Below are 26,489 nucleotides of genomic sequence, written 5' to 3'. Positions count from 1 at the left end.
AACGGAGCATGTCGTTGAAAACGCAACTTCTCTCAGCGCAGTGTTCAACGGATCTAACACAAGCCGCCGAGCTGCTGAAAGCCGGCGAACAAGTCGCGGTGCCCACAGAAACCGTGTACGGCTTGGCAGCGGATGCCAGCAATCCAGACGCCGTCGCGGGCATTTTTACCGCTAAAGGGCGACCCGCCAATCATCCTTTGATTGTTCATCTCGGTGACGTCGCATCGATCACCGAGTGGGCAATGCAGATCCCGGATGAAGCGTATAAGCTGGCGAATGCCTTCTGGCCAGGGCCGATGACACTGCTGTTGCCACGTGCCGAGCATATCTCACCAGTGGTCACGGGTGGATTGGATACCATTGGGCTTCGCGTACCCGCGCAACCTGTGTTGTTAGACTTGCTCGCCACCCATCAGCTTGCTGTTGCCGCCCCGTCTGCGAACCCGTATAAAAAGCTCAGCCCCACCACGGCGGAGCAAGTGATGCATGGTTTAGGCGGCAAGATCGCTGCGGTGATTGATGGCGGCCCTTGCCAACATGGGCTGGAGTCGACCATTGTCGATCTTACTAAGCGTCCATTCCGCGTACTTCGCGCCGGTCCAATCACCGCCAGCGAGCTGAGCGCCGTGCTGGGTGAAACAGTCGAAGCCCCTGAGCAGCACGACACCGTGGTGCCCGGCAATGTGGGAAGCCATTACCAACCCAACACCCGGTTACAGATGGTGGCGGCAGACTTGTCTGATCTCCCTGCGCCCCATCCGGAAAAACGAGCGGCCTTGCTTCACTTTGGCGATGCCCCAGCACGGGATGATCTGGTCTGTATTGCCATGCCAGATGACGCTGCACGCTACGGGCAAGCGTTATATCACCAACTTGCCCAAGCCGACCAACTCGGCGTCGATGAGATCTGGCTCGCCCAGCCTCCTCATGGTGAAGCGTGGCTTGCCGTGCATGATCGCCTGCGCCGCGCCGTTAGCTAGTTTTTGACGCACGCATTCGCATAAAGCTTGCCGTTGCACTGGCACACACAGTGCCCGCAACGGTAAGCGTTGCCTCCAACTGACTCATTCCATGTTTCGCTTTTATACACCATGCTCGTACCTCCGCCTCAACGGCAACGGGCACTGGATGGTGATAGCGAATATTAAGTGACGCTGTCACACTTTGCGGGGCAAACAAGAAGGTACAATGGGTGAAAGCTGCATCTAAAAGCGTGGCAACCACCCCACCGTGTAGCTGATCTTGATACCCCTGCCAAGTGCTTTCTAACCATACTTTTGCGCTCACTGCAGTTTCATCGTCTTGGTAAAATCTAAGATTAAACAGCCCATTGTCACTACAAGCCACACACTGATGATGCGACCGTGGCGGCATCACGCGTAATTCAGTCATGGCAACCGCAACCCTGTCCACTGGCCTGACCGCCTTTACCTTGCCGCTTGCCACATCCGCGATGCTCAGAACCTAACCCACTGCGTTTAGAACCACACCCGCACATTCGATCAGTGCAACAAGCCCTTTTCCGTGGTTGGGATTGCTGCTTCATTCGCTGCAACGCCGGCCGTCCTTGACTGGCATCCGTAAGCGGTTGCCAGTACGCAGGCGACAACCACTGGGTGGGATTTAGGCGACCATTAGTTAACTGATAAACATGTAAGCCAGCATCAAGTAATCCCGCTAACGCATGCTCGCCAATATGACGAGTCACCACACGTGTTACTTGGTTAGCTTTCAGCATCGCTATCAAGGCGTTTTTGGCACCGCAACCTTCTGTTACACGTGGGTTGGCGAACTGAACGAGTGCTTGGCCATCGTCGTCAAACAGCGCAAAGTGCTCGGCCTTCATAAAGTGTCCCGCAGGGCGGTCTTGGTTCATCGCAATAGCAATTGTCATCTTCCGTTCTCTCTTTATATAAATAGCATATGCCAAAAAATACGCTTTATTTGTGGCATATGCAAACTATTCTGTGAAAGAAAAATGAGGAAAGTTGCGTCAAGGCATCGAGAGTATTCGCGTCAAGCTGCAACGTCGCGCGACAGAATGCTTTTTCGAACACGCGCGCATCCTTGCTAAGCCGCATGATGAATGACAATAACTAAATGGAAGTATTGGTTTAAAAATACCTATTTTCACGGCAATCATTGACGTGAAATTACAGTTTAGTAAACCATAAAAGCACCTTGGTGAGTCACACGCAGCACAGATCTTGTTTTTGTAGATGGCTAACCTAACACGACTCTTCTGACTCAAACACCAAGGCTTTGCCTTCTACGAGGCAGGCGATGGTTTTGGCGCGGGCGCGTTTGACTAGGTTGGCTAACGTTTGACGAGATACGCCCATGACTTCCGCCGCTTGCAGTTGCTGCATACCCTGATGATCAACAAGGCGCATGGCTTCGAACTCATCCAAACCAATGGTCACTGTCTCTAGCTCACTGAGTGGAATGGCGTTGGGTTTAAAACAGTTGGTATGGGGTTTCCCGCAGATACGGCGGGGCATTTTAGGACGCGGCATAGGATCTCCTTTTTCGCTTATGCTAAGTGAGTTTATTGCTTATGCCAACAAAAAGGGATGCCGAGGCATCCCTTTTCTATTTATTGCGACAGGCAGTGACTTAGTCTGTCACGTTACACGTCGTACGTGGTCGAGGCGGTGTTACCGCCGGTGCCTGTCCAGTTGGTGTGGAAGAACTCACCGCGCGGCTGATCAAGACGCTCATAGGTGTGCGCGCCAAAGTAGTCACGCTGTGCTTGCAGCAAATTCGCGGGCAAGCGTGCCGTGGTGTAGCCATCCAAGAAGGTCAGCGCCGATGTGGTACATGGCATTGGGATACCGGTTTCCATCGATTTTGCCGCCACTTTACGCCATGCTGCCAAGCAGTTATCCAAGATCCCTTTAAAGTACGCATCTGAGCCCAAGAAGGCCAAGTTAGGATCCTTATCAAACGCATCACGGATATTACCCAAGAAGGCTGAGCGGATAATACAGCCACCGCGCCACATCAGTGCAACGTTACCGTAGTTTAGATCCCAGCCATTCTCATTAGACGCTTCACGCATCAGCATAAAGCCTTGCGCGTAAGAGATAATTTTTGACGCCAGCAGCGCTTGACGCAGCGCATCAACCCACTCGGCTTTATCGCCTTCAACCGGCTGGATGTGTTTTTCAAACAGCTTCTCTGCCGCGACCCGCTGATCTTTAAGTGCCGACAGGCAACGTGAGAACACGGACTCAGAAATGAGAGTGAGCGGAATGCCAAGATCTAGTGCGTTAATGCCGGTCCATTTACCGGTGCCTTTTTGACCTGCAGTATCGAGAATTTTCTCAACCAGTGGCTCACCGTCTTGGTCTTTATACCCCAAGATGTCTGAAGTGATCTCGACCAGATAGCTATCTAGCTCGGTTTTGTTCCAATCGGTAAACACCTGCTGCATCTCGTCATGGCTCATGCCAAGGCCGTCTTTCATGAACTGATACGCTTCGGTGATCAGCTGCATGTCGCCATACTCGATACCGTTGTGCACCATTTTCACAAAGTGGCCCGCGCCGTCACGGCCGACCCAGTCACAACATGGCTCGCCGCTATCTGTTTTTGCTGCGATACCTTGGAAGATAGGTTTAACAGCTGGCCATGCTTCTTCTGAGCCGCCTGGCATAATTGACGGACCAAAACGTGCACCCTCTTCACCGCCAGACACACCAGCACCAATAAAGTGAATGCCTTTTTCACGCAGTGCTGCCACGCGACGGTTGGTATCTGGGTAGTTGGTGTTACCGCCATCGATAATGATGTCACCTTCGTCCAGCAATGGCGTCAGTTTGTTGATAAAGGTATCGACCACATCACCAGCGCGAACCATCAGCATCACTTTGCGGGGTTTTTCGAGCTTCTCAACCAGCTCTTCTAACGAGTAAGCGCCAACAATGTTGGTGCCCTTCGCTGGGCCTTCCCGAAATTCATCGACTTTGGCCGCGGTACGGTTATGCGCCACCACTTTAAAGCCGTTGTCGTTCATGTTAAGGATCAGGTTTTGGCCCATGACCGCCAAACCAATTACGCCGATATCACCTTTCATCGTGCTCTCCATTAATTCTGTTCTGGTAATTTTTTTGCTGCCGCGGCATCGAGTACCCATTCCGTGGTGCCTTTGGCACTACGGATATTGGCGGCAGGATATGGCAGTTGGGTAGGCTCGTGTGTGGCGATCTCATGCACGATCGCTTGCTTACCTTCACCCAACACCAGATAACTGATTTTCTTCGCCGCGCGCAGCACACGGGCGGTTTTTGATACACGCTTTTGCCCCGACTCTGGATGCGAAGCCACCAGCGCGAGCGCGGTATTGTCATACTGAGGATCGTGCGGGAACAGTGAGGCCGTATGGCCATCGCCACCGACGCCCAGCAAAATCCAATCAAACACAGGCGTGCCGTTTTCGCTTGGGATCAAGGCTTGCATTTCCGCACTAAAGCGCGCCGCTTCCACGTCCGGATCCTCCTCACCCCGAATGCGGTGAATGTTTTCTTCCGGAATGCGAATGTGGCTAAACAGCAGCTTATTGGCTTCGCCGAAGTTACTCTCGGCATCATCCGGTGCCACACAGCGTTCATCGCCCCACCAAAAATGCAGGTTTTGCCACTGAATCGCATTGGCATAATCATCACTGGCTAAACGCTTAAACAGCATTTTGGGCGTGCTGCCGCCAGAAAGCGAAATGTGTACAGCACGATCTTGCGCGCTGAGCGCTTGCATCGCGTCGGCTAAATGATTGACCACCGCGTCGGCATCATCAAAAATTTGGGCATTTATCATAATTCGCAGTATTCCGTGTCAGTCAGGTTTTTGCAGGGAAAGCGCCAAGCATGGCCATCACGCTCCAGCAACTGATCCGCTTCTTTCGGTCCCCATGTTCCGCAGGCATAGCCAAACAAGGCTTTGTCATTTTCTTTGTACTGCAGAATAGGCTCAACAAACTGCCAGCAAGCTTCGACCGCATCACTGCGAGCAAACAAGGTCGCATCGCCTTTGAGGGCATCTAGCAACAAACGTTCATAGGCGGTCAGCATCTGGGTTTCTTCCAGCGACGTATAATGGAAATCCATATTGACCGCTTTCGCGTTAAAGCCGGCACCTGGCTCTTTAAGACCAAAGCTCATTTGGATGCCTTCGTCGGGCTGAATGCGGATCACCAAACGGTTCTCAGGGGCATTTTTACCAAATACAGGATGCGGAGTTTGTTTAAAGTGGATCACCACTTCGGTCACGCGTGTTGGCAAGCGTTTACCGGTGCGCACATAAAACGGCACCCCATTCCAACGCCAGTTGTTGATAAACATCTTCAGGCCAACATAGGTCTCAGTACGCGAGTCTTCCGCCACACCTGGCTCATCACGATAACTAGGCAGTGGCTTACCACCCACGTGAGATTCGGTGTACTGACCTAGCACTAGGTTATTGTGTAAGTCGTCTTCAGAGAGCGGCTCGAGTGACTGCAACGCTTTGAATACTTCATCACGCATGGCGTCAGCATTGATTTGCGCCGGAGGCTCCATCGCCACGAGCGATAACACTTGCAACAAGTGATTTTGGAACATGTCGCGCACCGCACCAGACTGATCGTAGTAACCACCGCGGCCTTCTACCCCAAGGTTTTCAGCCCCCGTAATTTCTACATAGTCAATGAAGTTACGGTTCCAAAGCGGTTCAAACATCGCATTAGAAAAACGGAAAACCAGTAGGTTTTGCACCGTTTCTTTACCTAAGTAATGATCAATGCGATAGATCTGATGCTCGGCAAAATAAGCATGAATGTCTTTGTCTAACTGACGCGCGGAGGCAAGATCATAGCCAAACGGCTTTTCAACCACCAAGCGTTTCCAACCGTTGCTCTCATCATTGAGGCCATGCGCTGCCAGGCAGGCAGGAATAAAGTTATACAGCTTCGGTGGAGTCGCGAGGTAGAAAAGCGTATTGCGCTGAGTAAAGCCATATTGGTCAGAAAGCGCATCCAAGCGGCTTGTCAACGCACCATATTCGTTGGTGTCAGAGATATTAAATGATTGATAGTGAACATGCGCCATAAAGGCGTCGAGCGTGGCAGGATCGGTCTCTTCAAGCTCTTGCATGGAGTGACGTAGTTTATCGCGAAATGACTCGTCACTGTAGAAGGTGCGGCTTGCGCCTAGAATCGCGAAAGACGCAGGCAGCTGTTTGTTCGCATATAAGTGGTACAGGGCTGGGATCAGCTTACGGAAGGTCAGATCGCCAGATGCACCAAAAATAACAATACTGCTGTTTTCTGGAATTACCATCATCTTTCCTTTGATAATAAAGGTACTGCATGTGATTTGCGCCACAAATTAGCAGCGCTAAGGCCAAATTGGTAATTGGCGCTACCTATTGATTTCATCGATGTCACCACTGGAACACCCTGAATCGGCTAGCTAATCCCTACATTCGCAGCCAGCACGACACAGACAGTGTGCGACAAAGGCGACTTAGTCTAGCACTTTCTTAACCAATAAGCTTTACCCTAACTGGTATGACATGGCGAAGTGTCCATCTGATGAGCCGCCTCACACAGCTGCTGGATCAGCGCGTCGACTTTTTCATTCCGCTCATTGCGCAAGGTATATAAACCGACGTTACCTCTCTTACTCGGGTGAGCACCCAACACTTTTACCCCCTGACTCGCCAGATACATCTGGGCTCGACTGGTATAGGGCATCACCGCCTGAGTGTCGTGTAGTAAGTCAATACCGGGACTGAGGGCATCAACATCAAACACCACTTGGTTGACGTGCGTCGTTGGGCTGATGGGGTTCGCCAGCAAATGCGCATGCCGGGCATGATCAGGCGTTACACGCATCAAAGGCCAATCACTTAGGCGCTGAGAGTCGATGCTGGCGGATGTGTCTGTGAGTAGCGGATGGTTATCAGCCACATAATAGCTTTCCGTATCCTGAAACAACGGCATAAAGCGCACTTGCTGGCTCGCAACCAAATCGTCAATTTCATGACCGATAAACACATCCACATCGCCACTGAGTAGCGATGCCATCAGTGCCAAACGGTTGCCAAATTCGATGTGGACGGCACACTGACGATCCGCTTGATACTCAAGCACTGCCGGTTTGACAAACAAGGGCCACCACGCCTCCCCAGTGCCAAGCTTTATTTGTCCTGCTTCACGCGCTTGCAAAGCATGAATCTGGGCATGAAGCCTTTGCCGCTCGGCGTGCAGTGCCGTGGCATGCTGATAATAAAGCTCTCCTGCTGCAGTCATACTGACGCCGCGAGGGTGGCGAACCAACAGCGGACACGCGAAACGTTGCTCAAGCTTTTGGATCTGTGCCGTCAATGAAGGTTGGCTGATCCCTAACTGCAACGCAGCCGCTTTAATACCCCCTGCCTCAACCACCGCAATAAAGTAGCCGGCGACTTTTTCTACATCCATACCGCCCCCACTCACAGTTTAATGGCTTACTTTATAGCCTAATCAAGATACGTGATTCAATCATAACGCATATTTTTCATCTATTATCATCTTACCTATAGCCAATCGGTTATATCAACAAGCGTCACGCCTATTTTTCTTAGCACTGCTCGCGCGCTAGGCTGTTTGCCACATCTCAAGCTGAGGCTTTGAGGATTTTTATTGTCGATAAGAGGTAATCGGTATGCAGAACGCTTGGTGGCATGATGCCGTTGTTTATCAAATCTACCCACGCAGTTTTTACGACACCAATGGTGATGGCATTGGTGATCTTAACGGAATTCTCGAGAAACTCGATTACTTACATTGGCTCGGCGTCAATGTGTTATGGCTATCGCCGGTGTACCAATCGCCGATGGATGACAATGGCTATGACATTTCCGATTACTGCGCGATCGCGCCTGAATTTGGCACCATGGAAGACATGACGCGCTTAATTGATAAAGCCGGCGCGCTTGGCATCAAAATCGTGATGGATTTGGTGGTCAACCATACCTCCGACGAACACCCTTGGTTCCAAGCCGCGCTCAAGGACAAAAACAGTCCTTATCGCGACTTTTACATTTGGCGCGATGCCAAACCCGATGGCAGTGCACCCGATGATCAAGGCTCAATTTTTGGTGGCAGCGCATGGCAATGGGAGCCAAGCACCGAGCAGTATTACTTTCACTTGTTCTCCAAGCGTCAGCCCGATCTGAACTGGGAAAATCCCGCCGTCCATGACGCCGTGTATAAAATGATGAACTGGTGGATTGACAAAGGCATTGGCGGATTCCGCCTTGATGTGATTGATTTAATTGGTAAAGAAATCGATAAAGGCATCACTGGCAACGGGCCGCGCCTTCACCCACTGCTACAGGCCATGAATCGGGCCACATTTGGCGGCAAAGACTTGCTTACCGTCGGCGAAACATGGGGCGCAACGCCCGAGATTGCCAAGCTTTACAGCGCACCGGAACGCAATGAACTCTCCATGGTGTTCCAATTTGAACACATTACCGCTACCTGGAAAGACGGCGATAAATGGCAGCCCGTGCCGCTGGATATCGCCGCCCTCAAACAGGTACTGTTCAAATGGCAACAAGCGCTGGCCGATAGCGGTTGGAACTCACTATTTTGGAACAACCATGATTTGCCTCGCGCCGTATCCAAGTTTGGTCACGACGGCCAATATCGGACCCGATCGGCAAAAATGCTCGCCACGACCTTGCACTTGATGAAAGGTACGCCGTATATCTACCAAGGGGAAGAGATTGCGATGACCAATGTCGCCTTCCCGTCTATCGACGATTATCAAGACATCGAAACCCGCAATTTTTACGACTTGCGTGTTGCAGAAGGCGTGGATTCAGACACCATGATGGAGGCGGTATACCAAAACAGTCGCGATAACGCCCGCACCCCGATGCAATGGGAGAACGCGCCGCAGGCAGGCTTTACCCAAGGGACGCCATGGTTACCGGTTAATCCTAACTACACCACCATCAATGTGGCACGGGCGACTGAAAATAGCGGCTCAGTGCTTTATCACTACCGTGAACTGATTAAGCTGCGCAAGCAATATCCAGTGATCGTACACGGCCAGTTTGCGCCTGTGGCGGAAGACCATTCGGATGTCATCGCTTACGAGCGTTTCGACGACACCCACCGTGTTTTGGTGGTCAGCAACTTTAGCGAGCAAAAACAAGCCATCACCCTCCCCGATCACTGGCGCGATAAGCCCCTAACTTGCCTCAGCTACAACATGGATCCGGTTAAACAGTTAAGCACCACCTATAAACTGGCCCCTTACGAGTCGTTTACGGTGATACAATAAAAGAGCGCCCAGTCTACCAATCACATCAAGACGCTACGATCGCGCCTGCCGACAGCTGCAGGCGCGCGTCTATTCAGCCTTGTCGACAACCGAAGTAGCGGCTCCTATAGTTAAATTTGTGAACAAAGGAGCAGTGTGATTAGTGTCCAACCGAAAGAGCAGTCTGATTTTTTGTGTGGTTTTTTGCTTGCTTCTCGGTGCAGTCGCAACAATGGGCTTAATGCGCTCGTTACAACAAGAAGAAGATAAAGCCCGTGGGCGCGTCGAAGGCGTGAGTTTTTTGATCGCCGAATGGATCGATGGCTCATTTCAAATCACCGACTATTTATTAAGAGATATACTAGGGCATGTTGAGCCTGAGGATCTCGTCTATCCGCCCAAAGATTTGCAAGCACATCAGCAACTAACAGAGCTTGTTGTCTCCAAAATGAACACTGTCCCTAATGTCATTCTCGCCGGCCTTTTTGATCAAAACTGTATCATTACCCATGCGAATAGTGACGAACTAGGGTGGGATGGAAGTCACCGAGACTATTGCCGAGCACTGCGCGATTTCCCTGATCGAGATACCTTTGTCTCCAACGCGTTTAAAAGTACGACCGGCCCACTTAACATCACACAGACGCGTGAGCTTTTGCCCGAGCAGCCAGGCTTCAAAGGGTTTGCCGCGGTGGGCGTTGATCTCACCTTTTTCTCTAAATGGGTCGAGCATATTTCCATAGATCCCCTGGATGTGGTCGCTATCACTGACAAAAACCTTCGATTATTGGCAAGAAAGCCCGCTAAGCCGGAAACCTTGGGTAAACTCATTGATGATCCTATCGTTGAGGCTTTTATCACATCCGGGCAAACCGACAAGAGCTTTCGCGCCACCTCGCCAATAGATGGCGTGCCACGTTTATTCAGTATTCGTAAAGTCGAGGGGCTCCCCTTTTATGCCGTAGTCGGGGAAGCAGACCAGCATTGGCAGGCGGATTGGCGTCATCAGGTGAGAGTCGCTGTGGGAGCGCTGATTGTGTTGTGGTTACTCGCCTTATTTACACTTCGCACCTATTGGGATCAATTAAACTACCTTTCCGAGCTCAAAATTGCTCGTGACAAGCTTGAAACGCTGAGTATTACCGATGCCCTCACTGGCTTAGCGAACCGCCGCCGCTTTGATAACGTGCTCGACGGCGAATATCAAAGGCTCAAGCGGATAAACGCCTCTATGTCGCTGATCATGATCGATTTAGATTACTTTAAGCACTTCAATGACACCTATGGTCACTTGGCAGGCGATAGATGCCTAAAGGCAGTTGGCGAGGTGATTCAACAAAGCCTCAAGCGTCCACAAGATTTGGCCGCGAGATATGGTGGCGAGGAATTTAGTTGTATTTTACCGGAAACCCAGCATGCAGACGCCGTATCGATTGCGATGACGATTAAAGCGTCGATTGCAGCACTCGGTATTCCCCACGGCAGATCCAACGCCGCTCGTCATGTTACCGCTAGTTTGGGGGTTGCGACCATTGAGTGTACGCCAGACATCTCGCCTGACTATCTTGTCCACTTGGCGGATCAACGCCTATATTGGGCGAAGAACAATGGACGTGATCAGGTGGGATTTGAGCAACGCCCAGCACACAACACAAAAAACGACTAACCCCCTCTTACGCGCCATAAGCTACTTATACCTATGGCATTAATACCTATACCCAAGCCAATCCATATGCCCTGCAGGCCATGATTTATCTTTCATCGGTTTAACGTACAATTCATCAACATACTCAACCCCAACGCCATAATTCGTATGTTCATGGATGCGTAGCCAAGAGGCATGTGACTCGACGAGCTGAAAGCCATTGGCCACATAAAAATCGTGCAGCTCAGAAATAAGAATAATGAAATCAACATCTTTATCTCGCGCATAGTCAGTCAGTTGCGCCAGCATACCCGACCCTATCCCTTTTCTTTGCCAAGCGCTGTCGATGCAAAAATCACTCACGCCTAACACTTTGTATACCTCACCACCGACATTCACTGCCCTGTAATCCAGCCCCATATAACCAATCAGTTGATTATCGTGGTACTGCAAAGCCCGCATGTGGAGAAGCTGCTTATGGTAAGAACGGGAAACTTGATGGTCAGGAAATGCCTTGTTTCTAAGCGCTTGAATAGCCTCATGCTGCGCGTTCGATACTTCGATTTCTGGGTAGATTTTCATGTTTCACCATTATTAATAATGCATAATATCTGTCGTTGACGAGCAAAGTGCACGAGAGGCATTAACCCCGTAAAGCATCATTTTTTATACCTTCGCAGTAAGCGACTATTTCTTTTTTATCCTCTTCGGAAAAATAACCTAAGGGGATTTTCTTTGTCTTTTGCTTCTCGCTCTCTTTAACGGTCAAGATCACAACATTGGACTCTACTTGCACATCCGATATATCTTTGTTAAAAATTGTATCTCTAGAGCGAAGAGCTAATAGCTTTATTTCCATACGATCTTGATAAAACCTTAAATGATCGATGCTATTATTGGCAACTGACATTAAGATAAATGACAAGCCGCCCAAAGCTGCGACAAAGACATTTAAGGCTATACCTGCAGCAATCATCAGTCCACCTATCACTACCTGCGCGATAAAATTCTTACGCGAGAACTGAACCACTTTAATCGGACTCTCAGTAATTTCATTAGTCATTATATTTCCTATAATAAAGCAAAGTATTTAGTCTAAAAGGTTATCAGAAGTAAAAAAAGTCTAATCAAAGTGTTTGATCTGGTTGTATATTTTGGTATGGCTCGTGGAAGATAACCTTTACTATCTACAAGTGTCTTTTCGATCATTATCTAGAAGAAGTGTTTTTTCTGTAAACCAGTTTTTGGTGAAACTATCGACAGGGAACAACTCTTTATTGTCATCAGATACTTTAAAAGTGAACACACCATTTGACTTCAGAACAACGAATCTTTCATCGTTCTTAGTCGTCATTTCATAGTTTCGAGGTGACATACCTGCATATGCTTTACCATCTTTGCAGAAGACCACCTCTTCCATAAGAGAGTCTTTTTCTTGATTGATATAAACACCCTCTAACCATTCTTGCGCATATGAAGCGTTAGCAAACAGGCTCACCACCAACAAAAAACACCCTTTTTCACACAGACTTTTTTTGTTCATTCTATTTAGATCCTAAAGACGTATTATAAAAATTAAACGACATTGGGCTGAAGCGTTCATTTATAAGCATAAATCACTGAATTTATGCGCATAGAAATATACCTCCAAGTAAAAATACTGTCAACGTGAGAACCTGAGCCAACACCAATAAAAGACAGCTTAAAATATAAAGAAATGAAAGATGCGCTAGTTAGTGAAATACCCTGAAGGCCTTGATACTAGTGAGGCTTAGAATCAAAATTATCACGCACCTGCTTTCGCTAGAGAAATAAAAAGGCTAATACCACAGCCTATTCATTGCTAGAAAAACCATCAAAGCGGAACACACTCCTCACAATAAATGTCAAAATCATCATTAGCTGCAAACGAGAGTGTTGCACTTCGCGGTTGAATCCCCGACTGACTGTTATGAATTGCATTTTTCGCTTTAGAGCGAAGAGTTGCCAAGAAAAGGGGCACTTCAGCGCTGTAGGATAATGTAGGAAAGCAACATCGCTGAGGCAAATATTTGCTCTTTTATCGCTGATGAGTTTGTGTATAATCAAACGCGAATAGATATCATTTCATCAGTAACACTTGTTTGAGACCGCGAGCGCGGTGAGCATATCTTGATGATAATTATAACAATATAGATTATTTATCCATTAGTCTGTAATGGCGCTTTGAAGCACAAGAGTGGTGTCATCTCATGATGACAAACAAGGAACAAATAATGGCTATTGACCCTTCAGTGATCCGCGCCCATTCGTGGCAGGCACTGCCTAAACCGGCTGCACTTGCAACCGACATCCCCTGCCCAGACACACTAAGCGAACACATTGATCACTCTCGACGTACAATAAGAGAGGTTTTACATGGTCGCGATGATCGTTTGTTGGTCGTTATCGGCCCTTGCTCAATTCATGATCCAGCGGCAGCGCTAGAGTACGCCAAGCTACTGGCTCGTTATGTCGAGCGCTACCAGGATCAATTGGTTGTAGTGATGCGAACCTACTTTGAAAAGCCACGGACCTCTGTTGGTTGGAAAGGATTGCTGTTTGATCCCGATTTGGATGGCAGCGATAAAATCGGCAAGGGGCTTCGGCAAGCTAGAGCGTTGCTGGTTGATATCAATGCGCTGGGGCTACCAACTGCGACGGAGTTTCTCGATACCACCAGCTTTACTTATCTCGCTGATTTAATGAGCTGGGGCGCCATTGGCGCGAGAACGACGGAATCTCAACCCCATCGTCAGCAAAGCTCTGGACTCCCTTGTCCAATCGGTTTTAAAAATGGCACTGACGGAAATATTAGTGTGGCGATGGATGCCATTATTGCCAGCAACCACTCCCATCGTTACACCGCGACAGGTCAAGATGGACAGCTTTATGCGGTGAACAGCACCGGTAACCCCGACTGTCATTTAATCTTACGAGGTGGTAAAACTCCCAATTACAGCGAAACAGATATCAGTAATGCCTTGCTACAACTGCAAGACAAAGGAATAAATACAGGCTTAATGATCGACTGTAGTCACGGCAACAGTCTGAAGCAATTCCAACGCCAGCTGCTTGTCGCCGAAGAGCTATGTCGTCAGATTAGCAACGGAAATCATGGCATTAACGCCATTATGGCGGAAAGTTTCCTGGTTGAAGGTCGGCAAGAGATATCGAAAGAGATGACCTTTGGGCAATCAATCACAGATGCTTGTCTCGGCTGGAAAGATACTGAGACCATGCTAGACATGCTCGCCACTGCCGTTAATGTTCGCCGTCAAAGACACTCGGATCCTTTAGTCGCCAACGCACGCTAGAGGCGTAGCCGTACGACCGCAAACGCGCGTTTGATTGACCACTGCCAGCTTCAACAGCTGGCTTTCATTGTTCGCCAATCTACTCGTGAAAACATAAATTAATCAATGCTATACGCGGCTTGACGCCGTGGGACGATGACCGGGGCATCATCGAAAGGCGCATTGAGGATATCCACCTGGGTATTGTAGAGCTTGTTGATCATCGGCTCAGTGATCACATCCGTCACTGGCCCTGTCGCCACAATACCTTGACCACCTATGGCGATCAGTTCATCACAGTAACGCGCCGCCGCCGCAAGGTCATGGATAACTAGCACCACGGTTTTACCCATCGCCACCATTTGGTGAATGCTCTCCATCACTTCGATTTGATGGCCAATATCTAATGCGCTGGTCGGCTCATCAAGCAGAATAACCTCTGTGTCTTGCGCCAAAATCATTGCTAGCCAAGCCCGTTGACGTTGCCCCCCCGATAAACTTGTCATGGGTTGCTTGAGCAAACCATTCAATTTCATTTTACCGATGGCGTTGCTGACTTGAACCGCGTCTTCATCACTCCATTGATTGAACCAACCTTGGTGAGGATGTCGCCCGTACTGCACGAGCTGTTCAACCGTGATCCCAGCCGGACTGATCGGCTGCTGGGGTAGAAATGCCAGCGCTTTGGCCAGCGCTTTCATCGAATAATCCGACAAGGGTTGTCCGTTCAGAGTAATTACGCCTTGCTGCGGCACGAGGTGCTTAGCCATCATCTTGAGCAAGGTAGATTTGCCACCCCCATTCGGGCCAACAATTCCTACCAACTTGCCTTTACTCAAGTTGAATGAAACATCTTTGAGGATCGTTTTTTTCTCATAAGAAAACCCGACACCTGTCATCGATAATGCTGTCATTAATCTGCCTGCCCTTTATCTCGCAGTAAAAACACAAATAGCATGATGCCACCTAGAATACGGGTCATGATCCCTGTCGCGACTTCGTGGGGATCGGCTAAGACCCTGACCAATGTATCGCTCACCAAAAGTAGCAGCGCGCCGAGTATTGCTGCTGTCCAAAGTGGGACGACACGCCCCTTAAGTAGGTAAGTCGCAATAATAGGCGCAGCCATGGCGATAAACACCACGGGACCACCAATTGCGGTTCCCAACGCAGCAGTCACAATCGCTAACAGTAGAATGGCTATCTGCACACGGCTGATGTTTACCCCCAGGCTCTGGGCGGTAGGAAGACCCAGCCGCAGCACATCCAACTGGCGGGAAAAGTAAATCACGGCCGGGGTCAATAATAGTAATAGGCACGCCACCGGCACGCTAACACTGTACCCCTGACCCACAAAGTTTCCCATGGTCCAAAAATATACACTGCTGACATGCACAATGGACTCCGTCGACATCAGAAACTCACCCACAGCCCGCATGAGCTCAGAAACACCAATACCAATCACCACAAACAGGTATCCTTGCTCTCCAGGGTGTCGGCACAATGTATACAACATGAATGCAGCAAACATTGCCCCCAAGGGAGCCGCCCACCATGGCCAAGCTCCCAATGTGATATAAAGGGTAAAAAACGTGATGGCTAATGTCGCCCCCTCATTGACACCGACCATATCAGGGGTTGCAAGCCGGTTGCGCACTAAGGTTTGGATCATACACCCCGACAAACCCATCGCCGCGCCAGCAACTAACACCGCAACCACACGCGGCAGGCGAATGTTAAACACCATGATTTCTGCCATGCGACTCGACTCGCCGAATAAGGATTTAAACGCCAGCCAGGGCGTCAGCTTGGCCGAGCCAATACTTACAGCCAGCAAACTCATCACTACAAGGATCAGCATCATTAGTATGCTTATGCACAACGCTCGGCGTTCGATAAGCATTGTGTAATGACCAAACTGCCATAGCCATTTTCCGTTTGGTATGTGGCGCGGCGTTTGATTGCTTGATGAATCGTCCGCTATTTGCCGAGCCTGAGTAACCATTTTTTCCATACTACTTGCTCCTACTTAACGGCCAGCAATGCGCGAAACCCGCCACGTCGAACCACACCAATCAACACCGGCGCGCCTATCATTGCCAACAACACGCCACTTGGCATTTCATAAGGCTGAATGATCCAACGCGCCAAGATATCGGCAATCAAGATAAAACAAATACCGAATAGCGCCGAGAAGATAACCTGGAGAGACAAGCGAACGGGCTCGACCATGCGGGCACAATAAGCGGCTAGAAAACCAACAAAGCTGATCGGCCCAGCCACAGAAATAGCGCAAGCGGTAAACAGAGTAGACGCCAGTAACACCCCCACTCGCACCCAATAGGTATTAATGCCAAGCGATTGTGCCTGCTGCTCGCCAAGCTGCATCATGGTGAGCTGACGCGCCAGTAAGAATGTCAACGCGATGGCAGCGAGCATAAAGGGAGAGATCAGCATCATCGCCGTCATGTCCGCAGCCGCCAGCGAGCCGAGGTTCCAAAACCGAAACTGATCTAAGACCACTTGGTTTGACAGTAAAAGGTAATTGGATACCCCACCAAAGGTGGCATTCATCGCGACCCCGACCAAAATCAGCTTGAGTGGACTGGACTTCCCCACTACTTGGCTAACGAGTAAGACCAACACATTGCCCGCCAACGCGCCTAATCCAGACCAGACGAGATACCCCAGTGCAGATTCGACGCCAAAATAAGTCAAGCCGGTGACCAGCCCTAGCACTGCGCCGGCATTCACACCCAGCAAGCCTGGCTCTGCCAGTGGGTTACGGGTCGCGCTTTGGAGTAGTGACGCCGCCAATGATAGGCTAACACCGACCAACAGTGCGCACAGTGTGCGTGGCAAGCGTAGGGTGTCCATCACCATTGTCATATGTTCTGACGGATGCATTGAAGAGGATGGGATGATTGCAGACAAATAGTACGCAAAAGCGTCTGCTGCGCCATACTCCCCTGCTCCAACCGACATTGATATCATCGAAAAAAGACAAACACTGAGAACACCGCCCCCTAACCAGGCGAGGTGAGATTTCGACACGCTTGCAACTCCTTGTATCACAACGATGTCGGGCATGATATCAACACCCGTTTTCTGATAACAGAATTAAATAAAAATAGTTATCAGTCGCCTTATTAGGTAAGATTCACCAGAATTTATTCATTTCATTGGACATATAATAAGGAGCATTATTTTGCTGAGAAGCCTTTTTACGGCCCTCGCTCTGTTCTGCATGGTGAACCAAGCCAGTGCCGCCGAAACCCGTACAGTCGAGAATGCGTATGGAGAGCGTGTTGCGATCCCTGCACAGCCTAAACGCATCATTACGCTAAGCGAAATCGACTTAGATACCACCCTCGCGTTAGGCCTCACCCCAATTGGTACGGTCAATGGCCGCGGCCAGTCGTCTTTACCTCGATATTTAAAACCTGTCATTGACGATGAAATCCAGGTCGTCGGTGGGCTGTCTCGGCCAAACTTAGAAAGCATTCTAGAACTGGCGCCAGATTTAATCTTAACCGCGCCCAATCGACCTGAAGTGATTGCGCTGCTAAGCGAAATTGCACCAACAGTGGTCACATTTGACTACGGTGAAAATTGGAAAACGGTATTTAAGCGCACCGCGACTATTCTAAACCGTCAAACCGAAGCCGAAGCCTTTATGACGCGCTACCACGCCCATGTGAAAAAAACAAAACAGGCGATTGGCGACAAACTGGGGCAAACCATCAGTGTCGTGCGCTGGAATCCGAAAGGGCCGGCGTACATGTTCCGGGATTCTTTTGCCAGTCAGGTGATCGCCGATGTTGGCATGAAGCGCCCGAGCGACCAGCAGGATCCAGGCCATACCCATTCCATGTCACTGAGCTTGGAAGCACTTGATGTACTAGATGGTGATTGGATGGTAATCGGTACACTCAGCGCGTCTGGTGACGCGGTTGACGCGATGAAACAAGCAGAAAGCACCCCAGCATTCCGCCAACTTAGCGCCATTGAAGCAGGTCGCTTTGCACCGGTTGATGGTTCGTTGTGGACTTCAGTCGGTGGTCCACTCGCTGCACTTAAAGTCATGGATGATATTGCTGAACTGGTCAATAAGCCCAACGCTGAGCCACTGAGCGAATAAACGTCGTGTTACCGTTTGAAAAACCGCCTTTCGGCGGTTTTTTCCGTCGTGAGCCGAGTTAGCTCGCCGTTAATTGTTTGCGGTCAACCTTTCCACTTGCCGTTTTCGGCAAGCTCGCCAGCCAGACAAAACGAGTGGGGATCATATAACCGGGTAAATGAGGGGACAGTGCTTTTCGCAATTGCAGACGCGTCATCTCCGGCGTGTAGGCGGTGCCGCATTCTCCTTGCTCTATATAACCAACGAGAATACGATTCTCACCTTCTCCCTCTAGTTTCACCGCTGCATCAAGCACCGTATCTAACTCGCGGAGACGCGCTTCGATTTCTCCTAATTCAATCCGGTAGCCACGCAGTTTAATCTGACTATCCTGACGGCCAATATATTGATAACAGTCATCCGCCAACCGCCGAACGATATCGCCGGTACGGTAATAACGCCGACCATCATTGCGCGTAATAAACTGACGCGCCGTCAGGTCATCCCTTTGCCAGTAACCATCGCTGAGTGCATTACCTGAGATACATAGCTCCCCTTCATGCCCTAAATCGACAGGCTGCCCCTCGTCATCCAGCACACAATGGGCATATCCCACTAGGCTAGATCCAATGGTGATCTGGTGCGCGGTTTTTACTTCTGACATCATTGACCACACGGTGGCTTCTGTCGGACCGTAGCAGTTCCAAAGTATCCTCGAACGCGCCATTAGCTGTTCCGCCAATCCAGCATCTAATGCTTCCCCTCCTATCAATGCTCTTAGGCCAGTCTTTCCGCTCCAACCAGTATTGATCATCATTCGCCAAAACGTCGGTGTTGCTTGAAGCGTATTTAACGATGGATGACGTGTTAACATCGCCGCGACAAGATGGGGATCTTTGTGCTCCTCACTATTCGCGAGGCATAGGCGACCACCAACCAACAAAGGCGCAAAAATCTCCAATATCGAGATATCAAACGCAATGGTCGTGATCAGTAGCCAGTGGCACTTGTCATCAAGGTTGAGTCGCGTCACAGCGGCAGACAAAAAAGTCGCCATTGCCTGGTGGCTGATCACCACTCCTTTCGGCTTACCGGTTGAACCAGAGGTAAACATAATATAGGCGGTGGTTTGCGGACTCAGTAAAGGTAAATACAATGGCGTCAGGCCACTTTCGTTTGCTACACACTCCTCAACAAGACTCAAGGTGATAACAGGACAGTCAAACGCAATTGGCGCTGCCCCATCGCTGTTTGCCTCTATCACCGCGCTTAACTTCGCCTCATCGGCGATCTCTCTTAATCGCCCAGCAGGAAACAGCGGGTCGAGCGGTACAAAGGCCACACCTGAAAACACACACGCCAATAAGGTCGCTATCAGGGTTGGCGAGCGCATTAAATGTATGCCAACGCGATCACCAGGCTGCAATCCAGCCTGGTTTAACCGCTGCTGCACCTGACTGACCGCCACCAATAGTTGATCATAGCGGATCGATTGGTCGCCAAAGTCAATGGCAATGAGGCCTGAGGTAGCCGCCTCCATGAGGGCGGCCTCTAACATCGGTGCTAAACAGGTTGCCTCTTCACTGAATTGATTATTCACCTGCATCGGTCGCCTCCATCACAGGTTGCTCACTCTTTGGCGGTTGTGCGCGACCCACACTGAGTGCTCGGCAAATTGCATCTGGTGTCGCATGCTGATACAAAAACGCTAACGTTATCGGCTGTGCGACACCCATCGCTGATACATCGTGCATGTTCAGCGCATAATTGAGCCGTTGCACCAACCCAATCGCCGCCAGTGAGCTTATCCCTAACACGCATAAAGGCTGATACCAATGCGGGCTCTCAGGGGTGACACAAAGGTGAGTACTTTGTTGCCACTCCTCGCTGACCAAACGCGCCACTTCCGATGAATACTGACTGCCTTGTGCACAATCAGACTTCACACCTTCTTTTGGCTGCTGATCGCGCTTTGTCTGAGACGCTATATCGACCGATACCTCAGGCAAAGCTTCTGCGGGGTCAAGTTCCAAGGTGTATTGCGGATCGGCGGTAAACACTTCTAATAGTGACGCCCGCCATTGGTCCAACACATCACGAGCACGGGATGGCTCGACCTGCGCGCCATCAAACTCGAAACGCAGCGACAGCTGACCTCCTACTTCATTGACGACCAAACTGAGCGGTACCTCGACTTTTTCAAACGCAACGCCAAACTCAGGATACAGGTTAGCTCCGGGAACCATGTGCGCTTGGTGATCATCCACCTCTGCTCGTGGGTAATTCTCATAAACAAAGACACTGTCAAACAAACGACGACGTCCAGCGTGTAACTCGATCAGCGACTGTGTCGCATGCTGATTCAGTGCCATCGCTTCATCTTGTAGCGCACGCAATTGATCAGCCAATGTTAGGTGACTCTGCCAATCGACGATCAAGGGTAACGTGTTGATATATAATCCAACACTGTTAGCGATTCCCGTCACAGGCGCATCGCGACCCGGTACAACATTGCCAACAATCGTCGTTGTCTTGTCGCTTGGCAGCACGCACTCACGTGCGACGAGACGGTGCCACGCAAATTGCGCCACGGTACTGTGGGTTACCCCGACCTCACGAGCAAAATGCTGCAATGCCGCCTGCTCTTGCTCATTGAGTGCTGTTCTAACCACTTCTGGTTGTCGCTGCATGGGTAAAGAGGCAAAGTCCGGACCGAATAGCGGGGTTAAATCGTCGGCTTTGGCCGTCGTCAATGCTTTATTCGCCCAGAACGCCGCCGCATCAGGACGAGCACTCGCAGCGTACTCTGCACGCGCTATATAGGCCTCATCTGCCGGCAACAATGCCGATGGCAGGCCATTATTGGGCTCACTCAGTGCCTCGTAGGCCTGATGCAACGCTGAAAACAAACGCGGACCGCTCCAACCATCAATGACAGCATGGTGGCAACTGAAGATAACTTGAATATCATCATCGGCAAGCCGGAAGCAACGCACACGCATTAAAGCATCGCCATCAAGCGCGATACCACGTTGACGGTCTTGCTGGCAATAGGCCGCAATCTGAGTGGCAGGATCTTCCTCATCAGCCAGTTCGACCCATTCGAATGGCATAGCTATCTGACGCTGAACCACTTGTACCAACTGATTATCAGCGCCGTAAGGGCCACTCATCACGGTCCGTAGGGCTGGAAACGCCGAGACAACGGCCTGCCAAGCCTGCTGATACCGCACCCTATCCACCGGTTGACGATACCGAATCGGCGTCTGCAACAGGTATGCCTCATCGTCTGGGCAACGACGCTGGTGAACAAACATGCTTTGCTGTAGTGATGATGCGGGCAGCAACGCTTCAATATCAAAGCGCTCGCTCAGTCTATCTAGCTCGCCTTGAGCAAGGCTCACTAGCGGGTAATCCGAGGGGGTAAACCTACGCCCATATATTGTCGCGTGCTGCTCACAATCATGGACGATCTTGACCAGGTTGGCTTTAAATGCTGCCATGAATTGCTCGCTAAGCGTCTGATCTAAAACGCCAACCTGCCGTAGTGTTAACTGGCCATCATCGATCCCCCCATGCAAACTGAGCAGTTCTTCGCCAGGATTAAGCGGTGAGGCGGTCTGTCCAGGCACAATAGGTAAAGGACGCCATTGCTCAGCCGGTTGATCGTGCTTTTGTGTCTGACGGCCCAAGTAGTTCAAGACAATCGGTGAGAAAGTTAGCTGCTCACCTTGAGTGTGGAAGCAACGTAAGGCGTTGAACCCCACCCCATTATCAGGCACCTCACGCAGTGCTTCTTTAACGTGCTTGATGGTTTCTGCCAAGGTTGGTCTCACCGCAACTCGGCATGGATAGGTGCTAGTGAACCACCCCACGGTGCGACTGACATCCAATTGCGCGTCAATCTCTTCCCGGCCATGCCCCTCTAACATCACGGTGGCTTGCTCTCCCCAGCCCAGTTCATTAAGCGTGATACTCAAAGCCGATAACAGCAAGTCACGCACCTCGGTATTAAAGGCAGTATTTGCAGGACCAACCAAACGCGCTGTGTTGGCTTGATCGAGTTGTAACATCGCCTGGCTAGGAACGACACGACCATCTGGGTCTTGGTTAAGAACCGCTGGCAAGGTGCTGCCTTCACCGTTTCTGATGTTATCCAGCTGACGATACCAAAAATCAAACTGTGCCGAGTGACGGTTCGCATAGTCTCGAAGCGCCTCTCCCCATTGTCGATAGCTGGAGGTTTTATTCGCCAACGGCAACCCTTGTGATAAGCGCCTCAGATCATCAGCGATGATCCGCCAAGAGACGGCATCAATGACCCAGTGATGGAATGCCAAAAACAGACCAGTTTGCGGCTCCTGCTCTCCTTGGGCAGGTAAGTGACGGATCCGAGCCCAAGCCATGATGGGGCCGTTAACCAGATCAAACTGCGACTGCAATGTGGTGAGCGCATCATAAAGTGACTCTTGAGTCATGGTGGACGCATCCAGCTCTTTCAGCTCGGGCACAGTGACAGAGGCTTGGTAGCGCTGGCGACGCGTCTTTCCCTCTTCAGTCACCCGTAGGCGCAGTGCGTCATGATGTGCCAATAGCATTGACATCATCTCGTTGAGACGACCCGTATCGATGTTGGGAATAGCCAAAATTACCGCTTGGTTCCAATGCGCTGGCCGAGTAAAAGGCTGAGCATCAAACCAATGCTGAATAGGGTGCAAATCAAACTCGCCAGATAGTTGCCCCTGTTCGGCATCAACGGCCTGCTCGGTCACAGCGCGTGCGGTAAGAGTACGGCACAGTTTACGGACTGTTTTCGCTTCAAAAACATCTTTTACGGTGCAAGGAAAGCCTGCATCACGAAGACGAGTATTGAGCTGTATACTCAAAATTGAATCGCCTCCCAAACGGAAGAAATCATCTTCCACACCCAGATCCGTATTCAGCACATCTCGCCACACAGTAAGTACGTCGGCTTCCATCTCTGTTTCTGGCTGCGCATATGCTTGTGTTATCCGTTGGCGTGCTGGCAATCGACTGACGTCCAACTTACCGTTCACCGTCAGCGGCAGTTCATCCAGCATAATAAGCTCTGCTGGTACCATATATTCAGGCAAGATTCGGGTCGCCTCAGACAGAATTTGAGCAACATCCACACCCGTTTGATCAACCGAATGCTCGGGGCATGACACATGTTGTGGTGTCGCGTAAGCAACCAATTGGCACTGCGCACCCTCTCCGGCAAGAATGACCCTGACCTGATTAAGTTGCGGTGCGACTTTGGCCAGTTGACTCTCAATTTCAGCCAACTCTATTCGATAACCACGCAGTTTGATCTGTTGATCTAACCGACCCAGATATTCGACGTCGCCGTTGTTAAGCCATCGCGCCTTATCACCCGTTCGGTAGCAACGTACACGCTGTCCCGCGACGGTTAGGGTTACAAAGGCACTTGCGGTTAAATCGGGTTGGTTCAGATAACCCCGGGCCAACCCCAGACCAGCAAGACAAAGCTCTCCTGCCACCCCCACGGGGCAAAGCTGTCCTCGCTCGTCTATGATCAGCGCTTGTGTATTATCGATAGGTTGACCGATGGTCACTGGCTCACCAGGCTCAAGCTCTTTGACCAATGCCGTTACAGTGAACTCTGTCGGGCCATACATATTGAGCAGGCGGAGGTTGCCCTGCCAACTACTCACCAACGTGGCCGGACAAGCTTCACCGCCAAACGCGACGGTATGAAGTGTACGCAGTGGCCGAGGAACCATGGCGGCAAACAGTGCCGTTGCGCTGATCATATGTGTTGCACGACATGAGTCCGCCTGGTCAAGCAAGGTGTCATCTGGCGTACCAAACACCAGATGGGCCCCCGCAAACAGGGGGAGAATGGCAGTCATGTTTCCAGCATCAAACGCCAAAGACATTGGGTTGAGCATCACACTATCGTGATTCAGCGCTAATCGCGCGGTATGGTCGGTTAGCAGGTTCGTAAACGCGCCATGCTCGACTTCTACCCCTTTCGGCAGGCCTGTTGAACCCGAGGTGTAAATCACATAGGCCAAGTCCTTTTCCGTGACCGCGCGTGAGGGCGACGTCGGTGCTGCCAGTGAGAGTTTCTCTGTAGTGGATGGTTCGGAGAGATCAATGACTTCACAACCAGTCAGTGCCGGATGAGATTGCGAAAAATCCGCATCTGGCGCAATCATCAACGACAGCTGCGCATCATCAACTAAGTGCTGTAGTCGCGCGGTTGGATACGCTGGGTCGAGCGGCACATAGCTCATACCCGCTTTCCAAACAGCGAGTACCGACACCGCATACTGGGTTGTTCGACTGGCGACAACACCTATTTTAGTCTCAGCATCCGACGCTTGGCGGTGGGCGGATTGTGCCAATAAGTAGTGGGCTAAACGATTTGCTGCCTCTTCCAACGCTTGATAACTTAAGTGACCGTCCACCCCAGTGACCGCGAGTCGAGTCGGGCACGTTGACGCATGGCGACTGATTTGCTCATGCGTCAACGTGGGCATCTCTATGTGGGCTGGTAAGCGAGCCAAGGCGCTTGCCATTTGGGCTTGGTGCGCCTGTTCCACAAGCGGGAAGGCCATTACTGTTGTTTCGGGAGCAGCGAGAATACCGTCTAACAGCTGCAGAAACATATCTGCGAAGCGGGTAATCGTCTGATGTTCGAATATCCCTTTGCTGTATAGCCACTCGAGACGGACACCATCTACCAACTCGGTCACTTTTAGTGACAGGTCAGTTTTAGCCGGTAATACTGGCGACGGCTCTTCCACCGCATCGCACCCTGGGATCAAATCGTTAAAGTCGACCTTTGCCTGATAAACCAGCATAATCTGGAAAATAGGGTTGTGTGCCGTGGTTCGATCAGCCCCAATGGCCTCACTCAGTGATTCAAAGCGAAACAGCTGATGGTCAAACGCTGACAAATCCTGCTCACGGCAATATTGCAAGTAATCGATAAAGGTTGCATCTTCATCGAGCTGTGTCCTCAACACAATGGTATTGACAAAGAATCCCACGACATCTTCGATATCCGCGCGTTCTCGGTACGCCAAAGGTGTTCCAATGACGACATCCTTTTCTCCACCTAGGCGCGCCATTAATAGCGAGAAAACCGCATGTAGGCCGATAAAATACGAACAACTATTTTGTTGGCATAGCCGCTGAAATTGCTGCCACTTAGCTAAAGAAATGGTCGAAAATACCAGTGCGCCATCATTGTTGTGATTTGCAGGCCGCGGTTTATCCAGTGGCAAGGCATGAACCTCAGGAATACCTTTCAATCGCTCTACCCAAAACGGGCGAAATTCTTGGTGATAATCGCGAAAGGCTGAAGAGTTGAGCCAGTGCGCGTAATCGATGTAGTTGACAGCAGTCGGTTTCAACGGTGCTAACTGGTTATTCTGGTATGCCAAAAAAGCCTGCTTAAAATCGGCAAACATGTTTTTTACTGACCAGCCATCTGAAATGATGTGATGTTGGGTGAGCATCAACAAATGCTCTTCCTCATCCAGTCGAATCAATTCGACCCGAGTCAAAGCGCCTTTCTCTAGATCAAACGACTGGTATATGTCTTCCTCGATCCTTATCAGTAAGGCTTCTTCACGCGACTTTTTGTCTAGGTGGGACAAATCATGATGCGTCACAGTAAGCGCGGTCTGGTTATCTATATGTTGTTCGCCTTTTCCATGGCGATTACGCACAAATCGAGTTCGCAAGCTGGCATGTTTATCCACCAAAGCAGCAAACGCGTATTCTAGTGCATTAACATCAAGTTTACCGGTGAGGCGAAAATGCACTGGCATATTATATAAGTGCGAGTTGTCCTCATATTGCTCGATAAACCACAAACCACTCTGTGAAAATGAAAGCGGTCCTGTTTTATCGTCTTGCACCGGAATAGGCTGCTCATACGCTTGACGGGCGCGTAAGCACCGAATAATCGCTTCTTTATGAGTACGGATCTGCTGGCCGATTTCTGGCGTCATCGCTTGTTTGCTGCACTGAGAAACCAGCTGACCTTTTTCATTCAGTGCTAACCGAATACCTTTGCGCTCAAGATCCGCCAAAAATGAAATCATATCTGTCATGGTTTT

The 26,489-nt window shown here is 50.3% G+C and carries 20 protein-coding genes; 5 read left to right on the top strand and 15 right to left on the bottom strand.

Annotation, left to right across the window (positions count from 1 at the left end; translation table 11 throughout):
• The first annotated feature begins 8 nt into the window (after nucleotides 1–8).
• Nucleotides 9–980, top strand: a complete 972-nt coding sequence (locus tag WN56_RS15290; RefSeq protein WP_046075804.1) for an L-threonylcarbamoyladenylate synthase — start codon at nucleotides 9–11, stop codon at nucleotides 978–980.
• Here the strand turns inward: WN56_RS15290 and WN56_RS15285 are convergent.
• The 7 genes from WN56_RS15285 to WN56_RS15255 all read right to left on the bottom strand — a co-directional run bounded on the left by WN56_RS15285 (nucleotide 973) and on the right by WN56_RS15255 (nucleotide 7,459).
• Nucleotides 973–1,392: a PaaI family thioesterase gene (locus WN56_RS15285; protein WP_052708130.1), complete on the bottom strand. Its 420-nt coding sequence runs from the start codon at nucleotides 1,390–1,392 to the stop codon at nucleotides 973–975. The two genes, WN56_RS15290 and WN56_RS15285, sit on opposite strands and share 8 nt — an antisense overlap.
• Nucleotides 1,385–1,894 carry a NifB/NifX family molybdenum-iron cluster-binding protein gene (locus WN56_RS15280; RefSeq protein WP_052708129.1) on the bottom strand — a complete coding sequence of 170 codons (510 nt, stop codon included), beginning with the start codon at nucleotides 1,892–1,894 and terminating at the stop codon, nucleotides 1,385–1,387. Before WN56_RS15280 ends, WN56_RS15285 begins: the two co-directional genes overlap by 8 nt.
• 334 nt (nucleotides 1,895–2,228) lie before the next feature.
• A complete protein-coding gene (locus tag WN56_RS15275; protein ID WP_046075803.1) occupies nucleotides 2,229–2,516 on the bottom strand; it encodes a DUF134 domain-containing protein in 288 nt (95 codons plus the stop codon).
• 113 nt (nucleotides 2,517–2,629) lie between these two features.
• A complete protein-coding gene (gnd, locus tag WN56_RS15270) occupies nucleotides 2,630–4,078 on the bottom strand; it encodes a decarboxylating NADP(+)-dependent phosphogluconate dehydrogenase (protein WP_046075802.1) in 1,449 nt (482 codons plus the stop codon).
• Between the two features lie 11 nt (nucleotides 4,079–4,089).
• Entirely contained in the window at nucleotides 4,090–4,815 is a 726-nt protein-coding gene (pgl, locus tag WN56_RS15265) for a 6-phosphogluconolactonase (RefSeq protein WP_046075801.1), read from the bottom strand.
• Nucleotides 4,812–6,314 carry a glucose-6-phosphate dehydrogenase gene (gene zwf, locus WN56_RS15260; protein WP_046075800.1) on the bottom strand — a complete coding sequence of 501 codons (1,503 nt, stop codon included), beginning with the start codon at nucleotides 6,312–6,314 and terminating at the stop codon, nucleotides 4,812–4,814. The genes pgl and zwf overlap by 4 nt, the downstream gene beginning before the upstream one ends.
• 221 nt (nucleotides 6,315–6,535) lie before the next feature.
• Complete coding sequence (locus tag WN56_RS15255) at nucleotides 6,536–7,459, bottom strand: LysR family transcriptional regulator (RefSeq protein WP_046075799.1); 924 nt, start codon at nucleotides 7,457–7,459, stop codon at nucleotides 6,536–6,538.
• A 223-nt stretch (nucleotides 7,460–7,682) separates the two neighbouring features.
• Here WN56_RS15255 and WN56_RS15250 point away from each other — a divergent pair, with 223 nt between their 5' ends.
• A complete protein-coding gene (locus tag WN56_RS15250; protein WP_046075798.1) occupies nucleotides 7,683–9,314 on the top strand; it encodes an alpha-glucosidase in 1,632 nt (543 codons plus the stop codon).
• Nucleotides 9,315–9,534: 220 nt separating this feature from the next.
• Nucleotides 9,535–10,959, top strand: coding sequence for a diguanylate cyclase (locus WN56_RS16650; protein ID WP_197075770.1), 1,425 nt, complete (start codon nucleotides 9,535–9,537; stop codon nucleotides 10,957–10,959).
• 39 nt (nucleotides 10,960–10,998) lie between these two features.
• Here WN56_RS16650 and WN56_RS15240 read toward each other — a convergent pair whose 3' ends face one another.
• From WN56_RS15240 to WN56_RS15230, 3 genes are all read right to left on the bottom strand, one after another.
• Nucleotides 10,999–11,520, bottom strand: a complete 522-nt coding sequence (locus WN56_RS15240; RefSeq protein WP_046075797.1) for a GNAT family N-acetyltransferase — start codon at nucleotides 11,518–11,520, stop codon at nucleotides 10,999–11,001.
• 61 nt (nucleotides 11,521–11,581) lie between these two features.
• Nucleotides 11,582–12,001, bottom strand: coding sequence for a hypothetical protein (locus WN56_RS15235; RefSeq protein WP_046075796.1), 420 nt, complete (start codon nucleotides 11,999–12,001; stop codon nucleotides 11,582–11,584).
• A gap of 120 nt (nucleotides 12,002–12,121) precedes the next feature.
• Nucleotides 12,122–12,481: a hypothetical protein gene (locus WN56_RS15230; RefSeq protein ID WP_046075795.1), complete on the bottom strand. Its 360-nt coding sequence runs from the start codon at nucleotides 12,479–12,481 to the stop codon at nucleotides 12,122–12,124.
• 712 nt (nucleotides 12,482–13,193) lie between these two features.
• On the opposite strand from WN56_RS15230, the gene WN56_RS15225 reads away from it, so the two are divergent.
• Nucleotides 13,194–14,273 carry a 3-deoxy-7-phosphoheptulonate synthase gene (locus WN56_RS15225; RefSeq protein WP_046075794.1) on the top strand — a complete coding sequence of 360 codons (1,080 nt, stop codon included), beginning with the start codon at nucleotides 13,194–13,196 and terminating at the stop codon, nucleotides 14,271–14,273.
• Between the two features lie 98 nt (nucleotides 14,274–14,371).
• On the opposite strand, the gene WN56_RS15220 is transcribed toward WN56_RS15225, so the two are convergent.
• The 3 genes from WN56_RS15220 to WN56_RS15210 form a co-directional block, all read right to left on the bottom strand.
• Nucleotides 14,372–15,166, bottom strand: coding sequence for an ABC transporter ATP-binding protein (locus tag WN56_RS15220; protein ID WP_046075793.1), 795 nt, complete (start codon nucleotides 15,164–15,166; stop codon nucleotides 14,372–14,374).
• Nucleotides 15,166–16,116, bottom strand: a complete 951-nt coding sequence (locus WN56_RS15215) for an iron chelate uptake ABC transporter family permease subunit (RefSeq protein WP_304413466.1) — start codon at nucleotides 16,114–16,116, stop codon at nucleotides 15,166–15,168. Before WN56_RS15215 ends, WN56_RS15220 begins: the two co-directional genes overlap by 1 nt.
• 161 nt (nucleotides 16,117–16,277) lie before the next feature.
• Nucleotides 16,278–17,306 carry an iron ABC transporter permease gene (locus WN56_RS15210; RefSeq protein WP_274532369.1) on the bottom strand — a complete coding sequence of 343 codons (1,029 nt, stop codon included), beginning with the start codon at nucleotides 17,304–17,306 and terminating at the stop codon, nucleotides 16,278–16,280.
• Nucleotides 17,307–17,460: 154 nt separating this feature from the next.
• On the opposite strand from WN56_RS15210, the gene WN56_RS15205 reads away from it, so the two are divergent.
• On the top strand, nucleotides 17,461–18,393 hold the full coding sequence (locus tag WN56_RS15205; RefSeq protein ID WP_231637464.1) for an iron-siderophore ABC transporter substrate-binding protein: 933 nt from the start codon (nucleotides 17,461–17,463) through the stop codon (nucleotides 18,391–18,393).
• Nucleotides 18,394–18,451: 58 nt separating this feature from the next.
• On the opposite strand, the gene WN56_RS15200 is transcribed toward WN56_RS15205, so the two are convergent.
• Both WN56_RS15200 and WN56_RS15195 read right to left on the bottom strand, forming a co-directional pair.
• A complete protein-coding gene (locus WN56_RS15200; RefSeq protein WP_052708127.1) occupies nucleotides 18,452–19,978 on the bottom strand; it encodes an amino acid adenylation domain-containing protein in 1,527 nt (508 codons plus the stop codon).
• Nucleotides 19,965–26,483 carry a non-ribosomal peptide synthetase gene (locus WN56_RS15195; protein WP_082084473.1) on the bottom strand — a complete coding sequence of 2,173 codons (6,519 nt, stop codon included), beginning with the start codon at nucleotides 26,481–26,483 and terminating at the stop codon, nucleotides 19,965–19,967. Before WN56_RS15195 ends, WN56_RS15200 begins: the two co-directional genes overlap by 14 nt.
• Nucleotides 26,484–26,489 lie beyond the last annotated feature (6 nt).

This window comes from Salinivibrio sp. KP-1 (assembly GCF_000968645.1).
Classification (GTDB): Bacteria; Pseudomonadota; Gammaproteobacteria; order Enterobacterales; family Vibrionaceae; genus Salinivibrio; species Salinivibrio siamensis.
This window is presented reverse-complemented; position numbering and strand designations above follow the sequence as displayed.